At 62.2% G+C, this 17,607-nt stretch carries 14 protein-coding genes and 1 pseudogene; 6 read left to right on the forward strand and 9 right to left on the reverse strand.

The window, feature by feature from the left end; genetic code table 11:
- Positions 1 to 514 precede the first annotated feature (514 nt).
- Entirely contained in the window at positions 515 to 1,423 is a 909-nt protein-coding gene (locus SNE35_RS26615) for a LysR family transcriptional regulator (RefSeq protein WP_320426066.1), read from the reverse strand.
- Between the two features lie 224 nt (positions 1,424 to 1,647).
- Between SNE35_RS26615 and SNE35_RS26620 the strand changes: the two genes are divergently transcribed.
- The 3 genes from SNE35_RS26620 (at position 1,648) to SNE35_RS26630 (ending at position 4,951) form a co-directional block, all read left to right on the forward strand.
- A complete protein-coding gene (locus SNE35_RS26620) occupies positions 1,648 to 2,958 on the forward strand; it encodes a serine hydrolase domain-containing protein (RefSeq protein WP_320426067.1) in 1,311 nt (436 codons plus the stop codon).
- Between the two features lie 68 nt (positions 2,959 to 3,026).
- Positions 3,027 to 3,893 carry an NmrA family NAD(P)-binding protein gene (locus tag SNE35_RS26625; protein WP_320426068.1) on the forward strand — a complete coding sequence of 289 codons (867 nt, stop codon included), beginning with the start codon at positions 3,027 to 3,029 and terminating at the stop codon, positions 3,891 to 3,893.
- A gap of 38 nt (positions 3,894 to 3,931) precedes the next feature.
- Entirely contained in the window at positions 3,932 to 4,951 is a 1,020-nt protein-coding gene (locus tag SNE35_RS26630) for an aldo/keto reductase (protein ID WP_320426069.1), read from the forward strand.
- Positions 4,952 to 5,197: 246 nt separating this feature from the next.
- On the opposite strand, the gene SNE35_RS26635 is transcribed toward SNE35_RS26630, so the two are convergent.
- On the reverse strand, positions 5,198 to 5,938 hold the full coding sequence (locus SNE35_RS26635) for a 3-oxoacyl-ACP reductase family protein (protein ID WP_320426070.1): 741 nt from the start codon (positions 5,936 to 5,938) through the stop codon (positions 5,198 to 5,200).
- 71 nt (positions 5,939 to 6,009) lie between these two features.
- Here SNE35_RS26635 and SNE35_RS26640 point away from each other — a divergent pair, with 71 nt between their 5' ends.
- The gene (locus SNE35_RS26640; protein ID WP_320426071.1) at positions 6,010 to 6,648 is read left to right on the forward strand and encodes a TetR/AcrR family transcriptional regulator; all 639 of its coding nucleotides are present in this window, start codon (positions 6,010 to 6,012) and stop codon (positions 6,646 to 6,648) included.
- A gap of 684 nt (positions 6,649 to 7,332) precedes the next feature.
- Here the strand turns inward: SNE35_RS26640 and SNE35_RS26645 are convergent.
- From SNE35_RS26645 to SNE35_RS26675, 7 genes and pseudogenes are all read right to left on the reverse strand, one after another.
- Entirely contained in the window at positions 7,333 to 7,911 is a 579-nt protein-coding gene (locus SNE35_RS26645) for a DUF72 domain-containing protein (protein WP_320426072.1), read from the reverse strand.
- Positions 7,912 to 7,963: 52 nt separating this feature from the next.
- Positions 7,964 to 8,638 carry a hypothetical protein gene (locus SNE35_RS26650; RefSeq protein WP_320426073.1) on the reverse strand — a complete coding sequence of 225 codons (675 nt, stop codon included), beginning with the start codon at positions 8,636 to 8,638 and terminating at the stop codon, positions 7,964 to 7,966.
- Between the two features lie 812 nt (positions 8,639 to 9,450).
- Positions 9,451 to 11,106 (reverse strand): hypothetical protein, encoded by a 1,656-nt coding sequence (locus SNE35_RS26655; RefSeq protein ID WP_320426074.1) that lies wholly within the window; start codon positions 11,104 to 11,106, stop codon positions 9,451 to 9,453.
- Positions 11,107 to 11,124: 18 nt separating this feature from the next.
- Positions 11,125 to 11,673, reverse strand: a complete 549-nt coding sequence (locus tag SNE35_RS26660) for a hypothetical protein (protein ID WP_320426075.1) — start codon at positions 11,671 to 11,673, stop codon at positions 11,125 to 11,127.
- A 417-nt stretch (positions 11,674 to 12,090) separates the two neighbouring features.
- Positions 12,091 to 12,264 (reverse strand): annotated as a pseudogene (locus SNE35_RS26665) (aromatic amino acid DMT transporter YddG); the annotation flags it as partial.
- Between the two features lie 172 nt (positions 12,265 to 12,436).
- Positions 12,437 to 12,829: a dihydroneopterin aldolase gene (locus tag SNE35_RS26670; protein ID WP_320426076.1), complete on the reverse strand. Its 393-nt coding sequence runs from the start codon at positions 12,827 to 12,829 to the stop codon at positions 12,437 to 12,439.
- A gap of 46 nt (positions 12,830 to 12,875) precedes the next feature.
- On the reverse strand, positions 12,876 to 13,652 hold the full coding sequence (locus tag SNE35_RS26675) for an SDR family oxidoreductase (protein WP_320426077.1): 777 nt from the start codon (positions 13,650 to 13,652) through the stop codon (positions 12,876 to 12,878).
- 258 nt (positions 13,653 to 13,910) lie between these two features.
- Here SNE35_RS26675 and SNE35_RS26680 point away from each other — a divergent pair, with 258 nt between their 5' ends.
- Together SNE35_RS26680 and SNE35_RS26685 are read left to right on the forward strand one after the other, a co-directional pair.
- Complete coding sequence (locus tag SNE35_RS26680) at positions 13,911 to 16,190, forward strand: TonB-dependent receptor (RefSeq protein WP_320426078.1); 2,280 nt, start codon at positions 13,911 to 13,913, stop codon at positions 16,188 to 16,190.
- A gap of 2 nt (positions 16,191 to 16,192) precedes the next feature.
- Positions 16,193 to 17,563 carry an MFS transporter gene (locus tag SNE35_RS26685; RefSeq protein WP_320426079.1) on the forward strand — a complete coding sequence of 457 codons (1,371 nt, stop codon included), beginning with the start codon at positions 16,193 to 16,195 and terminating at the stop codon, positions 17,561 to 17,563.
- The last annotated feature ends 44 nt before the right edge of the window (positions 17,564 to 17,607 follow it).

Raw genomic sequence — 17,607 nt, forward strand, 5'->3', positions numbered from 1 at the left:
ATATGGACTGTCCTCCGTCGCCATTGAGCCGGCCATGTCTTCGACTGCCGGATCGATGACCGACGAGAGAGTCGGTTGCGATGTGGGCGCCGTTGCCGAAACGGATCCTTGACCCAGCGGAGGGACAGATCGCCTAGGCGGAAGGCCGAGAGTCCGACATTCGGCGGGAGCCGGGCCGCGAGTTCTACAGCGAAGCCTCTGTCGTCATCGCCGAGGCGACATCGGGGAATCAGAAGCGCGCGTGAGCCGTTCTGCTCGCATTCGAAACCTCGGCTGCGCCTTACTTCACCTGCGGTGGAGGCTGCGTCGAAGCTTTTCGCAGCGATCTCGCTGAGATCGACTGGGCGGCCGGGATGACCATGGCCGCGGCGCTGAACTTCACGTGGACTGGCCTGACATCAGCACCGTTGCCGTGAACACGGACGGTCATGACGCCAAGCACTCTTCCTCAAGGGCAGGTCTGGCGCAAGGCTGGCTAGCGTGCAAGCCGGGCGGTAATCGCAGCGACGTTGCCCTAGGCGAGCAGTTCCACAATGAAGTCGAGAAACGCCCGCGTCTTGGCTGGAAGGTGATGTCGTGTCGGATAGTAGGCGTACAAGGGGTAGCGCTCATCCATCCAGTCCGGAAACAGGTTGATCAACAGGCCCGCGGTAATCAGATGCTCTGCACCCAGCAGCAGCATCTGGGCGATGCCTGATCCCGCCAGACATGCATTGAGCAATGCACTGGGGTCATTGACCGTGAGCCGGCCTTCGGTTTCGACCTTGAGGCGCCTTCCCTTGCGATGGAACTCCCATGGGAATGCCACACCAGTCTCGGGATTCCGGAATTCCAGGCAACTGTGGGCGGGGCCGTTGATGTCCTCCGGTTTCGAAGGGTGACCGAAGCGGTTGACATATGACGGAGCAGCGACCGTCACGATGGCGGAATCGAGCAGCTTTCGTGCGACGAGTGTCGACGTCCTGAGTTCGCCAAACCTCAGGGCAAGGTCAAAGCCGTCGACCACGAGGCTGCCGAGGCTGTCGCGCGCAATGAGCTCGACTTCGACATCGGGGTGGGCCCTCATGAAATCATCCAGAGGTTGCCCGAGCAACGTTCGGTAGAGGACCGGATCCAGATTGATCTTCAGCCGTCCGCTCACGGCGGATGCACTGCCTGCTGCAGCCGCGGCGGCCTCCTCCAGTCCGGCGAGGTGGGGCATCACCTGCTCATAGAACCGCCTTCCTCCTTCCGTGAGGGATACGGATCGTGTCGTCCGATTGAACAGCCGGATCTTCAGACGCTTCTCCAGCCTCGCAATCGCCCGGCTGACGCCTGGCGGAGACATTCCGAGAGCTTCCGAGGCACCGACGAACGTGCCGGCTTCGACGACCGCGGCGAACACGCCGATCCCGCTGGAAAGGTTGTCGGTGCTGATCTTCATGTTTCTTCGCCTTCTCGTTGCTGGTGCAACTGCAATCGATCCGCTGGGGTCAGCCTGGGGGCCGGGAGCCCCAAAGGTACGACCCCCGTGCCCGGTTCGGTCGTGGCCGATTAGTGATTAGCTGTCACTTATAAATTGTCATTCATGTCATTTTGTTCTCTTTGGGTGTTTCACAGAATCCGCCCATCGAGACATCCGCCTCGCCCCAATGAGAGGAACAGAAAGTGATCACTGAACTCAATCGCCGTCGTCTTCTGAGCGGTGCGTCAAGCCTGCTGGCTACCGCAGCCACGCTCAGCGCGTTCGCCAGCCGCGACACCCAAGCCGCATCTCGCACGTCGGGTCCGAACCCGGCTCACAGCCGCGCATATCCATCCATCGACCAGACGCTGCAGCGAGCAGTCGATGACGGAACGGTCGCCGCCGTCGTAGCCATGGGCGCCACGGATCAAGGCTTGGTCTACCAAGGTGCGCGCGGCCAGGCAAACGCGACGATTCACGAGCCGATCGGCCCGGACACCATCTTCTGGCTGCTGTCGATGACCAAATCGATCACCGCGACCGCCTGCATGCAGCTTGTCGAGCAGGGCCGGCTGAGCCTGGACCAGGCGGCCGGCGACATCCTTCCGCAATTGAAGTCCCCGCAGATCCTCGAGGGCTTCGACGCATCGGGCCAACCGAAGCTGCGTCCTGCGCGCAGGGCCATCACGGTCCGGCACCTGCTGACGCATACCTCCGGCTATACCTACAGCATCTGGAGCGAAGGCATCAGCCAGTACGAGAAGGTGACGGGCATGCCCGACATCGGCTACTCGATGAATGGCGCGTTCGAGGCCCCTCTGGAGTTCGAGCCGGGTGATCGCTGGGCCTACGGCATCAGCATGGACTGGGTCGGCAAGCTGATCGAGGCCGTGACGGACCAGTCGCTGGAGGTCTACTTCCGCGAGCACATCTTCGAGCCGCTGGGCATGCGCAACACGGGCTTCCTGATCGGCAGTGCGCAGAAGCGGCGCGTCGCCACCCTGCACAGGCGGCAAGCCGACGGATCGTTGACGCCGGAGCCCTTCGAATTGAACCAGCGTCCTGAGTTCTTCATGGGCGGGGGCGGCCTCTTCAGCACGCCGCGCGATTTCATGGCCTTTCTTCAGATGCTGCTCAATGGTGGCCGGCACGGCAGCGAGCGCATCCTGAAGGCGGACACCGTCGCGGCGATGTTCCGCAACCACATCGGGAACCTGCAGGTCGGCGAGATGAAGACGGCGCAGCCCTCGTGGTCGAACAGCTTCGACCAGTTTCCGGGCCAGCCGCACAAGTGGGGACTGTCGTTCGACATCAACACGCAGCCGGGCCCCCATGGACGCAGTGCCGGCAGCGCGAGCTGGGCCGGCCTGTTGAACACCTACTTCTGGATCGACCCCGTCAAGCGAGTTGCGGGCTCGCTCTTCACGCAGATGCTGCCCTTCTTCGACGAGCGCGTCGTGAAGCTCTACGGGGACTTCGAGCAATTGCTCTACGGCGGGCTGCATCGCGTGTGAACTTCAAGCTGCCGCTGCATCCCTGCGGCAAGCAATGCAACTAACCAAATCAGACAACGAGGTTGAACATGTACGCAATTACGGGAATCACAGGAAAGGTCGGCGGTGCGCTCGCCCGGACCCTATTGGCAGCAGGCCTGCCGGTGCGAGCGGTCGTGCGCGACGCCGAGCGCGCAGCCCCGTGGGCGGCACTCGGATGCGAGATCGCCAGCGCTCGGATGGAAGACGCCGAGGCACTTGCCGCGGCATTCGCGGGAACCCAGGGCGTCTTCATCCTGCCGCCTTCCGAGTTCGATCCGGCGCCCGGCTTTCCCGAAGCTGCCGCTGTCATCGATGCGGTGTCGGCCGCCCTGGTGAAGGCCAGCCCCGCCAAGGTCGTGTGCCTGTCCACGATCGGCGCACAGGCAACGCAGGTGAACCTGCTCACCCAGCGCACGATGATCGAGGTGGCGCTGCGGAAGCTGCCGATGCCGGTGACCTTCCTTCGGCCCGGCTGGTTCATGGAAAACGCGGCATGGGACATCGCATCCGCCCGCGACCGCGGCATCGTCGCCAGCTACCTCCAACCGCTGGACAAGCCTGTGCCGATGGTTGCCACCGCTGATGTGGGCCGAGTGGCGGCGGAATTGTTGCAGCAGGCTTGGACGGGCACGCGAGTCGTCGAGCTCGAAGGCCCACGCCGCGTGAGCCCCGACGACATCGCCGCGGCCTTCGCCCGGATCTTCGATCGCCCCGTGCATGCCGAAACCGTCGCCCGCACGACCTGGGAGCTTCTGTTCCGTTCCCAGGGCATGAAGCAGCCGCTGCAGCGCATCCGGATGCTCGACGGGTTCAACGAAGGCTGGATCGACTTCGAAGGGCGCCACGACGACGTGCTTCGGGGTCAGGTCGAACTGGAGACGGTGCTGCGCGACATGGTGTCGCACCAGGCCTGATCCTGCCCAGTCATCCCTCGCACACAGGAAGCACCACCATGGAATACAGCACTCTGGGAAGAACGGGCCTGCGCATCTCGCGACTGAGTCTTGGAGCCATGACCTTTGGCGCCGGCTCGGGCATCTGGGGCGCCATTGCCGGACTCGATATCGAACAGGCGGGCCGCCTCGTCGCCATGGCGGTGGAGCGCGGCGTCAATCTGATCGACACTGCGGACGTTTATTCGCAAGGGCGCTCCGAGGAGGTTCTTGGGCAGGTGCTCGCCGCACAGCGCCTGGACGAGAGCAAGGTATTGGTGGCAACAAAGGTCCGGTTGCGCACGGGGCCCAGCCTGAACGATGTGGGGCTGGGCCGGTCGCACATCATGCGAACTGTCGAGACCAGCCTGAAGAGAATCGGCCGCGACCACATCGACCTGCTTCAGCTGCACAACCGCGATGCGCTAGTCCCGTTGGATGAAACCTTGCGCGTCCTGGGCGACCTGGTGACCCAGGGCAAGGTCCGTCACATAGGCGTCTGCAATTTCAGCGCGGCTGACGTTGAACGGGCGAACGCCATTACTTCCCGCACCGACCGTGCCCGTATCGTGAGCAACCAGGTTCACTACGCCTTGACCAGCCGCGACATCGAACATGAGATTGTTCCCGTTGCCGCGGCGAGCAATCAGTCGCTGCTGGTCTGGAGCCCGCTCGCCGGCGGCTTCCTGAGCGGCAAATACGCCCGGACGGGCGAGGTGGCCGGGCGCCGCGCGACGCTGAATTTCCCGCCCGTCGATGCGGCCAGAGCGGCACCCATCTTGGCCGCCCTGGACGAGACTGCAGCGGAGCTTCACGCCTCGCCCGCACAGGTGGCCCTGGCCTGGCTGCTGGCGCGCCGGCACGTCGCTTCGGTGATCGTCGGTGCCCGGACTCCCGAACAATTGGAGTCCAACCTCGACGCGGCGACCCTGTCTCTGAGCCTGGAGCAGGTCACCAGACTCGACACGGTCTCCGAAGTGCCGCTCTCCTACCCGTACTGGATGCAGCGCTTTCACGATCAGGACCGAATAGCTCGTTGACTGACCCGGCTTGCGCGCCGAACATTCCAGCTAGGCCGCGGGGTTGAATTGAGCCATGCCAGGAGGGGGCCGATCTCCACGGGCCCTTTCGGCGATCACCCATCAGATTGTCTTCTGCCCGCGCGTTCACAGGCATCGACGCAAGTGACATGACCGGTGCCAGCCCACCTACACCAACGGGGTGGCCGACGGGGCGAGACCCGATTGCGTTGAGGGCAAAGCAGGGCTTTGCCCTCAAACCCTTTCTCAGGCGTTTGCTCCGCCATCGACCGTCAAAGTCGATCCGGTTATGTAGGACGCCTTTGGCCCCGCGAGGAAGGTCACCATGTTGGCAATGTCTTCCACCTTGCCATAGCGCCCAAGGGCGGTGATCGAGCGCAGGATCTCGCCGAAAGGGCCTTTGGCTGGATTCATATCGGTGTCGATCGATCCGGGCTGCACGACGTTGACGGTGATGTCACGCGGACCCAGTTCGCGAGCCAGACCTTGCGAGAACGCTGTCAGCGCCGACTTCGAGAGCGCGTACACGGACAGGCCGGCGCCGCCCGGGACCTTATCAGCGAAGAAGCTCCCGATGTTGATGATTCGGCCGCCACGGCCGAGATGCGGAATTGCGGTCTTTGACGCGATGATGGGCGCACGCACATTGACGTCGAGCGTTGCATCGATGTCCGCCAAGGTCATGTCGGCGACAGCGGAGAGCCGAAGGATGCCCGCGTTGTTGACGAGGATGTCGATACCTCCGAGCGCGTCCACCGTCTGATCGACCGAGTTTCGAACCGCGTCCGCGTCCGCGCTGTCGGCCTGGATAGCGACTGCATTGCGACCCAGCGCCGCAATTGATCTCACGACCTGGGTGGCGGCGTCACTGGACCGCTCGTATGTGATGGCCACGTCCGCACCTTCTGCCGCGAGCGCCTTGGCAATGGCTGCTCCGATGCCCCTGCTGGCGCCCGTCACAAGGGCGCGCTTTCCGATCAGCGTCATGTCCAGATCCTTTCTGTGTTGATTGACACAGAAAGTCTGAGCGTCTTGAATTGCCCTGTCAATGGTTTATTGTGTCGATCACCACAGAAAAGGAAATCGCAATGTCGGTGATTGGCCGTCCAAGAGAGTTCGACCGCACGGAGGCGCTTGAGCTCGCCATGCATGCGTTTTGGCGCAAGGGGTACCTTGCCACCTCGTTGAGCGACCTTTGCGAGGCGATGGGCATCCGATCGCCCAGTCTTTATGCGGCGTTCGGAAGCAAGGAAGCCCTATACCTCGAAGCCGTGGAGCACTACGCCCGTACGGTGGGGACAGCGATTTGGGACCGCCTCTCGTGCGGCCCTAGCGCGCGAGCCGCTGTGGAAGATGTGCTGCGGGCGGCGGTTCGCAGCCTCCCAGCGTCCGCAAAGGCACCGGCCGGATGCATGGTGGCCCTGGGTGCGCTTAGCGAGGAATGCCCGGGCGACATCGGTGCAACCTTCAAACGGATCAGGCTCGACTGCCTAGAGAGGCTGCGCGCAAGGCTGCGTACGGCGGTGTCAGTTGGCGAACTGCCGGAAACGGTCCACGTTGAATCCTTGAGCCGCTTTTACCTGGGAGTTTATGCAGCGCTGGCGGTGCAGGCGCGCGACGGTGCTACCAAGGCAGAGCTAAAAGGGGTCGTTGATGTGGCGATGCGAGCTTGGCCGATTCACCCGTCGTCTGGTTGAGTCCTGTGCCTCAACGGTGCAGGCGTCCCTCCAGAGCCCGTATTTATGGGGCTTCTGAGGCATCCTGCCGAAGCTACCCCCAAAGCCACCCCCCAAGGAAATTTTAAGAGCTTGAAGGACGACTTGGGGCGTGGGACCGCGTGCCGGGGACGGATGGTGGCCTACTCGGCCGGGTTTGGCGGTGGCCGCGAGTGCATGGAAATCGCCGGCAGGAATCGACCCTGAGGTGACGTCCGCAGCCCTGATTTCGCCGCCCTGAAGCTGCCGGTCGGACCTCATACCCAGGCACCTGCTAGAGGCCCCGCGGCGGAGGGCACACATCGGCGGGCAGCCCTCGGAGCGAATCAGTCGAGGAGCACGGCTTGAGACCGTGCGGGCTCACCAAGGATGAGTTAGATGCCTTTCCTCGAGTGCGGCGATCACCTTGCCCATCGTCTACTTGCTCATCGGGGCAGCGCCTCGGCCCTCACGGCGCGAAGGTCGGGGCACGCCGCGGCCGCGTCGTCATTCCAAATGGGCACGCGCGTGGGCCGCCTGGCTGGGTAAAAAGGCGGCGCCCGGCACCATGCCGCTGGCCAAGCAACACGCAGGAGCAGGGATGAAGCACGCGCGCGTCGGACCCATCGAAGCATCGCCCCCGGGGTCGGGCAGGCCAGTGGCCCCCGCTGCTGGATCACCACCGGCCTACAGCGCAGGTCGCAGCCGTACAGCCGTACAGCCGTACAGCCGTACAGCCGTACAGCCGTACAGCCGTACAGCCGTGCCGCGCATCTGCTCGACGCAATAGCGGACGTAGTCGATGTCCTTGGGCACGTGCAGCACCCAGGGGGCGAACTGGAAATGCACCAGGCCCAGCTTGCCGGCCGCCCGCATCGGTTCGATGGCCGCCTTGAAGCGCTCGAACAGCTCGTCGAGGATCGCCCGCGGCACATCCTTCGCATGGACGTTCCGCTTGTCGCTCAGCTCAGGGGGCAGCGCGTCTTTCAAGTCGGCCGGCAAGGCGGTGGGCGGCGTCTGATGCCCTGTCATCAGCCGAAACGCCTTGATGTTCATGACGAAGCCGCGCGGCGTGCGCTCGACCCAGCGCTGCGCGTTGGCGGCCGACGGCATGGCGTAGTAGCTCGAGTCGACCTCGACGATCGGAAATTGCGTCGAGTAGAAGCGCAGACGACTCTCCGGCGTGTTCGCGAAGGCCGGATAGAAGCGCTTGCTGTCGATCAGCGTCTTGTCGGTCCAGGAGGCCGTGCCCACGCGCACCTTCATGTCAACCTTGCCCCGAAGTTCATCAGCGTGGGGATCGTCGTCCGCTGTTTGGTCAGGCGCTGGGTTCCTTTGCGCCTGGGCCTTCGGTGACGGCTGGCCTCGCGGCGCCGTCTGCCTCTGCAGGTGGGTCCGCTGCTGCGATCGCTGCCTCGAGTTCCACCCTCAGCTGCGTGAGTGACTCGTGCCGGCCGACCGGGTGAGGGCGGCGGGGCCACTCGTTGCACGCCTGGACCTGGACGAAGAGCTGGTCGGCGCACCAGACGGGATGAAACATACCCTCCTGTCCATAGGCGCTCTGACCGTGCTTGGGTGTCAGCAGCTCCGATGCCTCGAGATGCAGTTCGTGGAGCCGCGTGAGATAGGCGTCGATCCATGTGTCCTTGCGCTCGTATTGCACCGGCGCGTAGGGGGTGACCGTCAAGAAGGCCCGCTCCAGGTACTCGTTGCGGAAGGCCCGGTCGCTTGGCAGGTGGGTGCTGGCTGCCAGCAGCACGGCTTCGTGGGCCTTGATCGCCGATTTGCCCCACCGACGTTCGGCATTCGATCGGTAGTCCCCCTCAAAGACATCGACGTGGTCGCAGCCCTCCGTCAACAGGTCCAGGGCCAGCAGCAGGACGCGGTCCGGCCCGCCCAGTGCTTGTTCAAAGGCCCGCTGTCCGATCGAAGCCAGTGCGCTGCGGCCAACGCCACCAGCAGACGGCAAGCTCATCTCGAACTCGTTTCGCATAGCACCTCCTTGCTGCAGGTCGACGAATACCCGGGAACCGTCTGGCCAAGGCCGGGCGTTCGATCCGAATCATGTGTCAGTCAAGCCCGACGCGAGGCTGGCAATACCTATTGCCAGGGTTGCCTGATCCGTCATTCATCCAATCAGAAGTCCTTCCCGTAGACATGCGTTCGGAGATGCATCACACAGGTCAGACCGGCAGAAGGCAAGCTCGACGAACCCTGTACTGCGCCAAGCATGGCGACGGCGGCGAATGAATGGAGCCCCGCTGAGCGGTTGGTGGGCCCGCACCGATCCGAGTGCAATAAGGCCGCCTGTAGATGTGCGGTCTGTTCTCTGTGCCGCTGCATCGAATCCGACTTCGCGTCTTGAGGGAAAACAGAAAGGCACGTATCGAATCGGCCACCACCGAACTGTCTGGTTTATTGGGAAGTCCCTGTAGAAAGGGTTAGGTGGCTGGTGATGCTCCGTAAGCGCCGAAGTTCCTCTTGCGGATTTATATAGAGCAGAAAGTCCAGCGGGCCGTGAAATGCATCTACAGCGACCTTCAATGCGTCTTGCGGAATAAAGAGATCCTGAGGAATCGCTGAATTGGCTCACCGTGAATGGTGGCTACGGCGCCTTCGGATTCGCCCTCCAACTCGCCGGCGCGCACGGCCGCATCTAAAGAGGTCCTGTCACTCTCAGCGCACATCCTGGCTGTTGGGATGTTGTCCACGTTCAAGGGCATATACCTAAAGCCTACTTCCTTACCGACATAGGACGTTCGATTGATCTCCAGCACCTACGGACAGGCGCTAGAACTAAGCACTTCAGCCCTTTGAGCCTGATATTGATTGTTTCTTTTTCTTTATGTCGTGCCTAGTCTCCTGCTCAGCATTTCTTCGGATTCGCTCCTTATTGTTAAGAACCTTTCGTCTTTGCTTCAATCCCACCTCCGCCTGGGTATCCTCATCCGACGAAGAACTGCTCGCACTTGGTTCTTCATGCGGACTATGCTTTTCACTGCGGAGCTTGCGTTGGGCCGGGGATGTGGATCTTTTCCTTTCCGCTACCTTCTTGCCAACTGGAGCCTTCTTGTCAACTGAAGCCTTCTTGGGCGCTGCCGCCTTCACCAATAATTTTGGCTGCTCCAGACGGCCGGCTCGCCTCCTGTCTTTCACACTTTTGATGGCAGCCCTCTTCTCATCAAGCGCCTTCTGATGTTCATCGATTTCAGCCTCAAGCAGTTCAAGCTCATTATCGGCAAGATAATCAAGTTTTTTCTCTTCGTCCTCCCGTTTCGCCTCTGGCAAAGCAAAAGCAGCAAATCCCTTCTGACTGTACTTAGCCGTCGCTGCACTGACAGAGATCTGCTTGATTCGACCACCTTCTCTTACGAAGCGAGAGTTTGACACTCTAACTTTGGACTCGAAAGGGACCTTCGCAGCACTCTGAACCCGCTCGTTGCTTCTCCTGACCTTGAAGATCCTCTTATCCATCGCCGACACGCTGGCAAGCTTTCTCAGCATCGGCTGATTGCTCGATACTGCGGAGGTCGAGAAATGTCCCTTCTTGAAAAGCTCACCGACGGCGTTGTATGGAGCAATGCGCTCCTTATCCTCTTCTAGGCCGTTGTGCGTGTTCTGGCTAGCAAGTGCACCGTATGAGCCTTCTCGTGGCTTTCCTCCCGTCACCAGGATCTGGAAATTCTCATCATCCGTCACGCCACATAGAAAATCCTGAGTTATCGCGCTGTTGCCCGGAAAGTCTAGTAGATCGGATATCAGGAAAATGTGTCTGACTAGGTCTCCATCTGCGTATGCATCGTTCTCTGCCTTCAAGTGAGTCTTCCCCATACTTGCAGGTTGCTTCGTCCCAGCCAGTCCCGCAAAAAATGATTTGCTGTATGCCATGTGCTTCTTTGAGAGTGCTGCAATTTCTTCCGTTGTCAGGTCCTTCTCATCCTTCTTTTCCTTCTCGTTTCTTCTAAAGACGCGTGGGTAAAGCTTGATGTCGTCTTTCTTGCCGACACCTGGTCGATCAAGACGAACCTTGATGTTCGATGATCCAGGGACAGGGATCACAAGACCTTTTCCCTTGCCGATTGGGAGCTTGTCTGATGGTGTGGTCTTTGCCGTCTTGTAGATCTTGTGGAGCATTCGCTCCGGCTCTTCATCAGGCTCATCAGCTCCTGTGACTGCATGGAATCTTGTGTTGACCGCTTCAACATATTCCCGCTTCATTGTGAAGTGGAAGGTCAGATTCTCTCGGTCTATATCGCCTAAAATGTCCTCATCTTCGGACACATAGCTATCCGAATCGTCTGACGTAAAATGCCATGACTCCTCTTCAGGCTTTTCTTCAGCTGGCTTCTTCGCTGCCGCTGATTTGTGACTTGTAGACTTTTTGATAGCAACTCCATGCTTCCCCAGTTCCTCTACTACCTGGCCGTTGAAGCCGTCATAAACATTTCCAGTAGGACCCATGGCTCTGAACTCTCCGAGTCAGCTGGACTGCAGCTCTTGCCGGTTGCTACACACATCGACAATCAGCCCTAACGCTCGTGTGAGATCGCTGCGCACGCTGAATGCCACTTTGTACGGATTCGTCTCTAGAAGCATCAGCAACGAGTCATCCTTCAACTCTTCTCTTGCAGCGGTGACCATGGACTGGATTGATTGCAAGCCAGTCTTGTCGTCGTTCAGCGCCGATGTGAGTTGATCCAGAGATGTTTCAAGCGGCATCAATAACTTCATGAGAATCGCAGGAAGCCCTTGCTCTGCGATCTCGACTCCATTTAGGCCGCCGCCACTTCGAAAGGCGCTTTGCAACTCGGTGAACTGAAGTCGCGCAGTCTCTAAAGCCTGTTGGCCACTGGTGAACGCAGCATCACGGGCCTGCGCCCACTTTGCAACCCGCAATTGCATATCGTCCTGGGGTATGGATCGCGCTGTTTGGGCCTGATTCAACTTAAGCAGCTTGCGAGCTTCAAAGCACCAAGCAGCGATAACGGGCGAAGGCGATGGGATTGGGGAAGCGTCGCTGCTATCCATATCGTGTCACTCCCTGGCTGTTGCGCCGGCACGGGCTTCCAGCCCGCTGCGGGTTGAGCCGTATGTTCTTTGACTGACCAGAATAGGCTGCATTTCCAGGCCTTTGCGAGGTATTTACCCTCAATTTCTGTGAGTCCACGTGTACCGAGATGCGCCACTGGAGTTTCCTGGCCTCACAGCGCAAATGTGGCAGTCATCGAGTCCTCCCCGCCTGATCCAGGTCAGACGACGCCTGACATGGGCCCCGGATCTGTCTCCCATGCAAACAGCAAGGGATCGCTCACGATCCTCAGAAAGGAACGGTCTATAGAAGCGCAATAGCGTTCGTTCAAGACTCATTGAGAGACCATGGCCATTGCCGACGGGAATGCTAAATGCGCCTGCGATGTCGGACGAGGCTGCGGTCGCGCCATGCGCTCAAGGCTTGTCTGCCGGGGAGTGTGTGGCCCACCAACACAGAATCGACCCGCCGCACACCAACACTGCACCTTCGAGGAAGGCAACGCTCAACGGAGCTTTGAGCAAGGCGACGGCGAGGGCTGCCGAAAACACCGGGATGAAATACGAGGCACTGGAAAGTACCGTCAGATGGTGGCTTCTGTCACGGGGGGCTTCGCGGAAAGGGTCTGTCGATGGAGAGACTTTCGGGCCTGGCAGCCCTCGAGCTCGAGCAGATAGTGCTTCACAACGCTTTCCGCTGACGGGTTTGAGGAGGACTTGCTGAGCGGGGCGGGCCGACCCTTCCCCTGAGCTTGGCTCGCCTCTAGCCTATCCGGAAGCCGAAAACCTCGACTCCGACCTCGCTGCAATCGGTATACACATCGGGCTTGGCCGTGGAAACTCGCGCTGCTTGCACGCGAGGATGGGCCAGCATTGTCGCCAGCAAATCGTCGCAGAGCGTTTCCTGAAGATGGACATGGCCGCGTTCGAGCCGCGAGAGCACGCTATTCCGGATGAAGTCGTAGTCCAGCACGTCGCGCAGTTCGTCGTTGCTGGACGAGGAATCTGCCAAGCGGACGTACAAGTCCACATTGATACGCAGGCGCTGTGGGGCTCGCTTCTCGAACTCATGGGCGCCAATCCGGACAGGCAATTCGAAGTTGCGTAGATAAAGGCGCCGGCAGCCGAAGAGGCGAGGATCCAAGAGGGCCGACATTCAGGGTGCCCTCCGAGGCATAGCGATTGAACAGACGAAAATCATGTCACTTCTGCTGGCGAACGAGAAAAAGTACGTCGCGCGGCTGAGGGCTCAGGTGCTGACCACCGTCGACCAGCAAGGTGCTGCCCGTCACTGCGGGGGACTCGAGCAGGAAACGCACCGTGCGGGCCACGTCCTGCGGTGTCGACGAACGCTGCAGCGGCGTCATCCTATGGGCCTCGGCGAACTCCGCCTCGCTCATCGGGCCCGAGAGCAGGGTGACGCCGGGCGCCACGCCGCAGACGCGAAGTGCGGGTGCCAGCGCCTGCGCGAGCAGCTTGCCGGCCGCTTCCAACGCCGCTTTGGACAGCGTGTACGACAGGTGATCCGGGTTCGTGTTCCAGAGCTTCTGGTCCAGCAGATTCACCACGCAGCCGGTGCAGCCGCGGGACAGGACATGCTGGTGAAGGGCCCGGGCCAGCACGATGGCCGGCGTGACGTTGGCGTTGAAGTGGCGCAGCGCCACTTCGGCGCTGAAGCTGGCTACATCGTCGTGCTCAAACAGCGAGGCGTTGTTCACCACGGCGTCCACGCGGCCATGCCGCGCCGCTACGGCTGGCAGCAAGCCTTCCAGTTCGCCCGCGTCACTCAGTTCGGCCCGGAAGCCGAACGCCAGTGCCCCCAGCGCTCGCAACTCCTCGACGGTGGCATCCGCCTCCGCGGCTGAATGCCGGTAGTGCAGGGCAACATCCCAGCCATTCGCCGCCAGTTCCAGCGCGATCGCTCGGCCGATGCGGCGTGCCCCGCCGGTCACAAGCGCGACCGGACGATTTTCAGGCATTGATCTTGACTTCATGTTAGACACTTTATATAAAAGTGTTCCTGTTTTGTCTAGCGGGAGATCCAGTGTGCCCAGTATTTGTCGGCCCGCTGCTCGGCGATAGCCGCCGGCATTTCGGGAATACCCAAGGCCCGATGTGCGAAGCCGCGCCATTAGACTTGTGAACATAATAAATAAAAACGTCTAGATGTCGTGGCTGAAGGTCGTCCGATCCGTTGGCGCCGTCTGGGCGAGAAATTCAACGGAGCAGGAGACAAGATGAACAAGCGCATTCAGGCCACGCCGATGGCGGGTGCGGCATCGGCACTGGCCGCCATGCTGGGACACGGGGCGGCATTTGCCCAGGCGCCATCGCCGGGTGACGGCCTTGCCATCGAGACGATCGACAAGGTCGTGGTGACCGCCACCCGCCGCGAGGGCGGTCTGCAGGACGTCGCCGCCGCGGTGACCGCCATCACGGCCAAGGACCTGGCGCGGGAGCAGATCACTGACATCAAGGCCCTCAGTGCGCGCGCCCCGTCACTACTGATCACCGACACGCCGGTCGGCAAGAACAACATGATCATCGGGATGCGAGGCATCACGCCAACCTCGATCTCATCCAACAACGATCCGACCGTCGGCATCTACGTCAACGGTGTCTACTACGCCCGCTCGGCGGGGGCGAACGCAGCGCTGGTGGACATGCAGCAGATCGAGGTGATCCGCGGCCCGCAGGGAACACTGTTCGGCCGCAACACGATCGGTGGCGCACTGAACATGAGCACGCAGCGCCCGACGGACAGGCTGGAAGGTTCGCTGCAGCTCGGCCTGGGCGACTATCAGCAGCGCACGGCGCAGGCGATCGTGAACGTGCCGCTGGCCGGCGAGACTCTGGCAGCGCGGGTCGTCGTCGACCACGCAGAACATGGCGGTTATGGCCGCACGACGACGCTCAACCAGGAACTCGGTGACGAGAAGCGGGACTATGTGCGGGCCACGCTGCGCCTGCGCCCCACCGACCAGTGGGACATCGATCTCTACCTCGACCAGTTCAAGAACCGGGCGAACTCCCAGATCTGGACGTTGACCTACTTCGATCCGGCCATTGCCAAGACCGCGCCGCTAACCGGGCTGGCGCCCTATCTGACCAGCGGCGGTTTCGACAGCACGGCCGGCTTCAACCCGAAGAACACTGCCGATGTGTACAACCAGGTGCTGACGGCCAGCTACACCGCCGATGCCTTCACGCTGAAGTCGATCTCGGCCTACCGCAAGATCGACGTCATCAGCGGCTACGACCTCGATGCCACGCCGGTCTTCGTCAACCAGATCCAGCGTTATGGCGTGACGGGCAATCAGGTCTCGCAGGAACTGCAGGCCTACGGTGACGCGTTGGACGGCCGGCTCGACTGGATCACCGGTCTCTACTACTTCAAGGAGAGCCTGACCGACAGCAGCCTCGTCACCTCGCCCAGCGGCAGCAACACGCTCGCGCGGCTGAACCAGTTCGAGGTGGACCAGACCTCCACCAGCTTCTTCGGCCAGTTGACCTGGTCCTTCACGAAGAACCTCAGGGCCACCGCCGGCGCGCGCGCGGTGCACGACCAGCGCAGCATCAACTATTACCTGCCACGCTACACGGCGGAAACGGGCGCCTCGCTGACCGGCAATGCCGGCTGCGCGCTGGCGGCACCCGGCCTCGACCAGGGTGGCTGCCACTACGCGCCGCCGGAACTCAAGTTCCACTACGTCCCCTGGACCCTGGGCTTGGACTACAAGCCGGACGGTCGAAACCTCATCTACGGCAAGGTCTCCAACGGCTACCGCTCCGGCGGTTTCCAGCCCGGCGGAGCGGTGACGGCGGGTGGCTATCTGCCCTTTGACAAGGAGCAGGTGATCGCCTACGAGGCCGGGGCGAAGTGGGTGGGCCTGGACAACCGGCTGCGGCTCAACGTGGCGGCCTACCTGTCCAAGTACACCGACATCCAGCAACTCGCCCCCAACATCCCGCCAGGCAGCACGGTCACGATCAGCAGCGTGATCAATGCCGGCAAGGCGACGGTCAAGGGGCTGGAGCTGGATTCGCAACTGCGCCTGAACGGCTTCGAGCTCAGCGCCGGTCTCGGTCTGATGAACCCGAAGTTCACCTCCGGCCCCTACGAAGGCCAGCCCTTCGTCACCGCCGCCAAGGTGACCTACAACCTGGGCCTGGACGTACCAGTCGTGCTGGCGCTTGGCCGCCTGAACCTGCACGCCGACTACAACTGGCGGTCCAAGGTGTCCTTCTTCGTCCCGGTGAATACCAACACGACGCCGTTCAGCCCGCTGACTGCGGGCCAGATATCCTCCAACGAACAGGCCGGCTACGGCCTGCTCAACGCGCTGGCCAGCCTGGACATCACCGGCACGCGCCTGCGCGTGTCGCTGTGGGGCCGCAACCTGACGAACCAGTACTACAAGGCCCGTTCCAATTCCTTCTATCTGCAGGGCTACAACACGGTGACGCCGGGAGATCCACGCACCCTCGGCGTGGCGCTCGACTACAAGTTCCTCTGACCATGGCAGCCCTTCCTTTCATCACTCCGGGGACATCCTCGCCACCATACCGCCCTGGCTATCCGCGGGCGCGCTATGCCTGGTACGTGATCGCGGTGCTCTTCGTGGTCACGCTGCTGTCGCAACTGGACCGCCAGCTACCTGCGCTGCTGGTGAAGCCGCTTCGCAAGGAGTTCGGCAGCAGCGACACCGCCTTCAGCCTGCTGCAGGGCTACGCGTTCGCGGTGTTCTACACGCTGGCGGGCCTGCCGCTTGGCCGCTTCGTGGACCGCGGCAACCGGCGCAACCTGATCTTCGTCGGCCTGCTGGCCTGGAGCGCCGCGACGGCCCTGTTCGCCTTAGGACAGAGCTATTCGCAACTGCTGCTTGCCCGCATCGGTGTGGGCGTGGGCGAGGCGGTGCTCGCTCCGGCGGCGTACTCGCTGATTGCCGACCTGATCGAGCCCCACCGCCGCGGGCGGGCGCTGGCAGCGTACTACGTGTCGATCGCCGTCGGGTCGGGCGCTTCGCTGCTGCTGGGCGGATGGTTGCTGGCCGCGATTCCGAAGGAGGGCCTCGTCGTCGCTGGTCTGGGCAGCTTGCCGGCCTGGCGGCTGGCCTTTTTGGCTGCGGCACTGCCAGCCGTACCGCTGGCCTTGGTGCTGCTCGCCACCGTGCGCGAGCCCGCGCGGCAGGAGGATGTGCTCAGCCGGTCGGCCGACGATCAGCCGGGGCTCGGAGAGTTCCTCCGCTACATGCGTGACAACGCTGCCACCTTTGCCCGCGTGCTGAGCTACCCTGCGCTGCTCTCGGTCATCGGCTACGGCGCGCTGGCCTGGGCGCCGGCCCTGTTCGACCGTGCTTATGGCCTGCCGCCGTCGCGCTCGGGCGTGGTGCTAGGGCTGATCGTCGCGGCGGCGGGCGCGAGCGGCACCTTGAGCAGCGGCTTGCTTAGCGATCGGTGGGTGGCGCAGGGCAAGCCGGCGGCGCGCTTTCGAGTGGCCCTGACCGGCGTGGCGCTGTTCGCCGTCCCCTCGGTCCTGTGGCCGCTGATGCCGAATGCCGAGCTGGCCTTTGCGCTGCTGTTCCTCAACGTGTTGGGCCTTGGCGTGGCGCAATCGGCGGCGCCGGCATCGATACAGGCAGTCGTGCCAAATCGCATGCGCGGCCGCGCCATTGCCGTCTACCTACTGCTGGCGGGCCTGCTGGGCATCGGCCTCGGGCCGACCTCGGTGGCGCTAGTGACGGACTATGTTTTCCATGCCGACGCCGACCTGCCGTATTCGCTGGCGCTGACGGCACTTCCTTCCACACTGCTGGGTCTGTGGTTGATCGCCTCCGGCCTCAAGCCCTACGAGCGCACCCGCAGTGCGTTGCATGGACCGCTCAAGTAGTCACACGGACCGTACATGGCCGTGCCGCGCGACAACCGAGATGG

Source organism: Roseateles agri (genome assembly GCF_034043675.1).
Taxonomy (GTDB): Bacteria; Pseudomonadota; Gammaproteobacteria; order Burkholderiales; family Burkholderiaceae_C; genus KK5.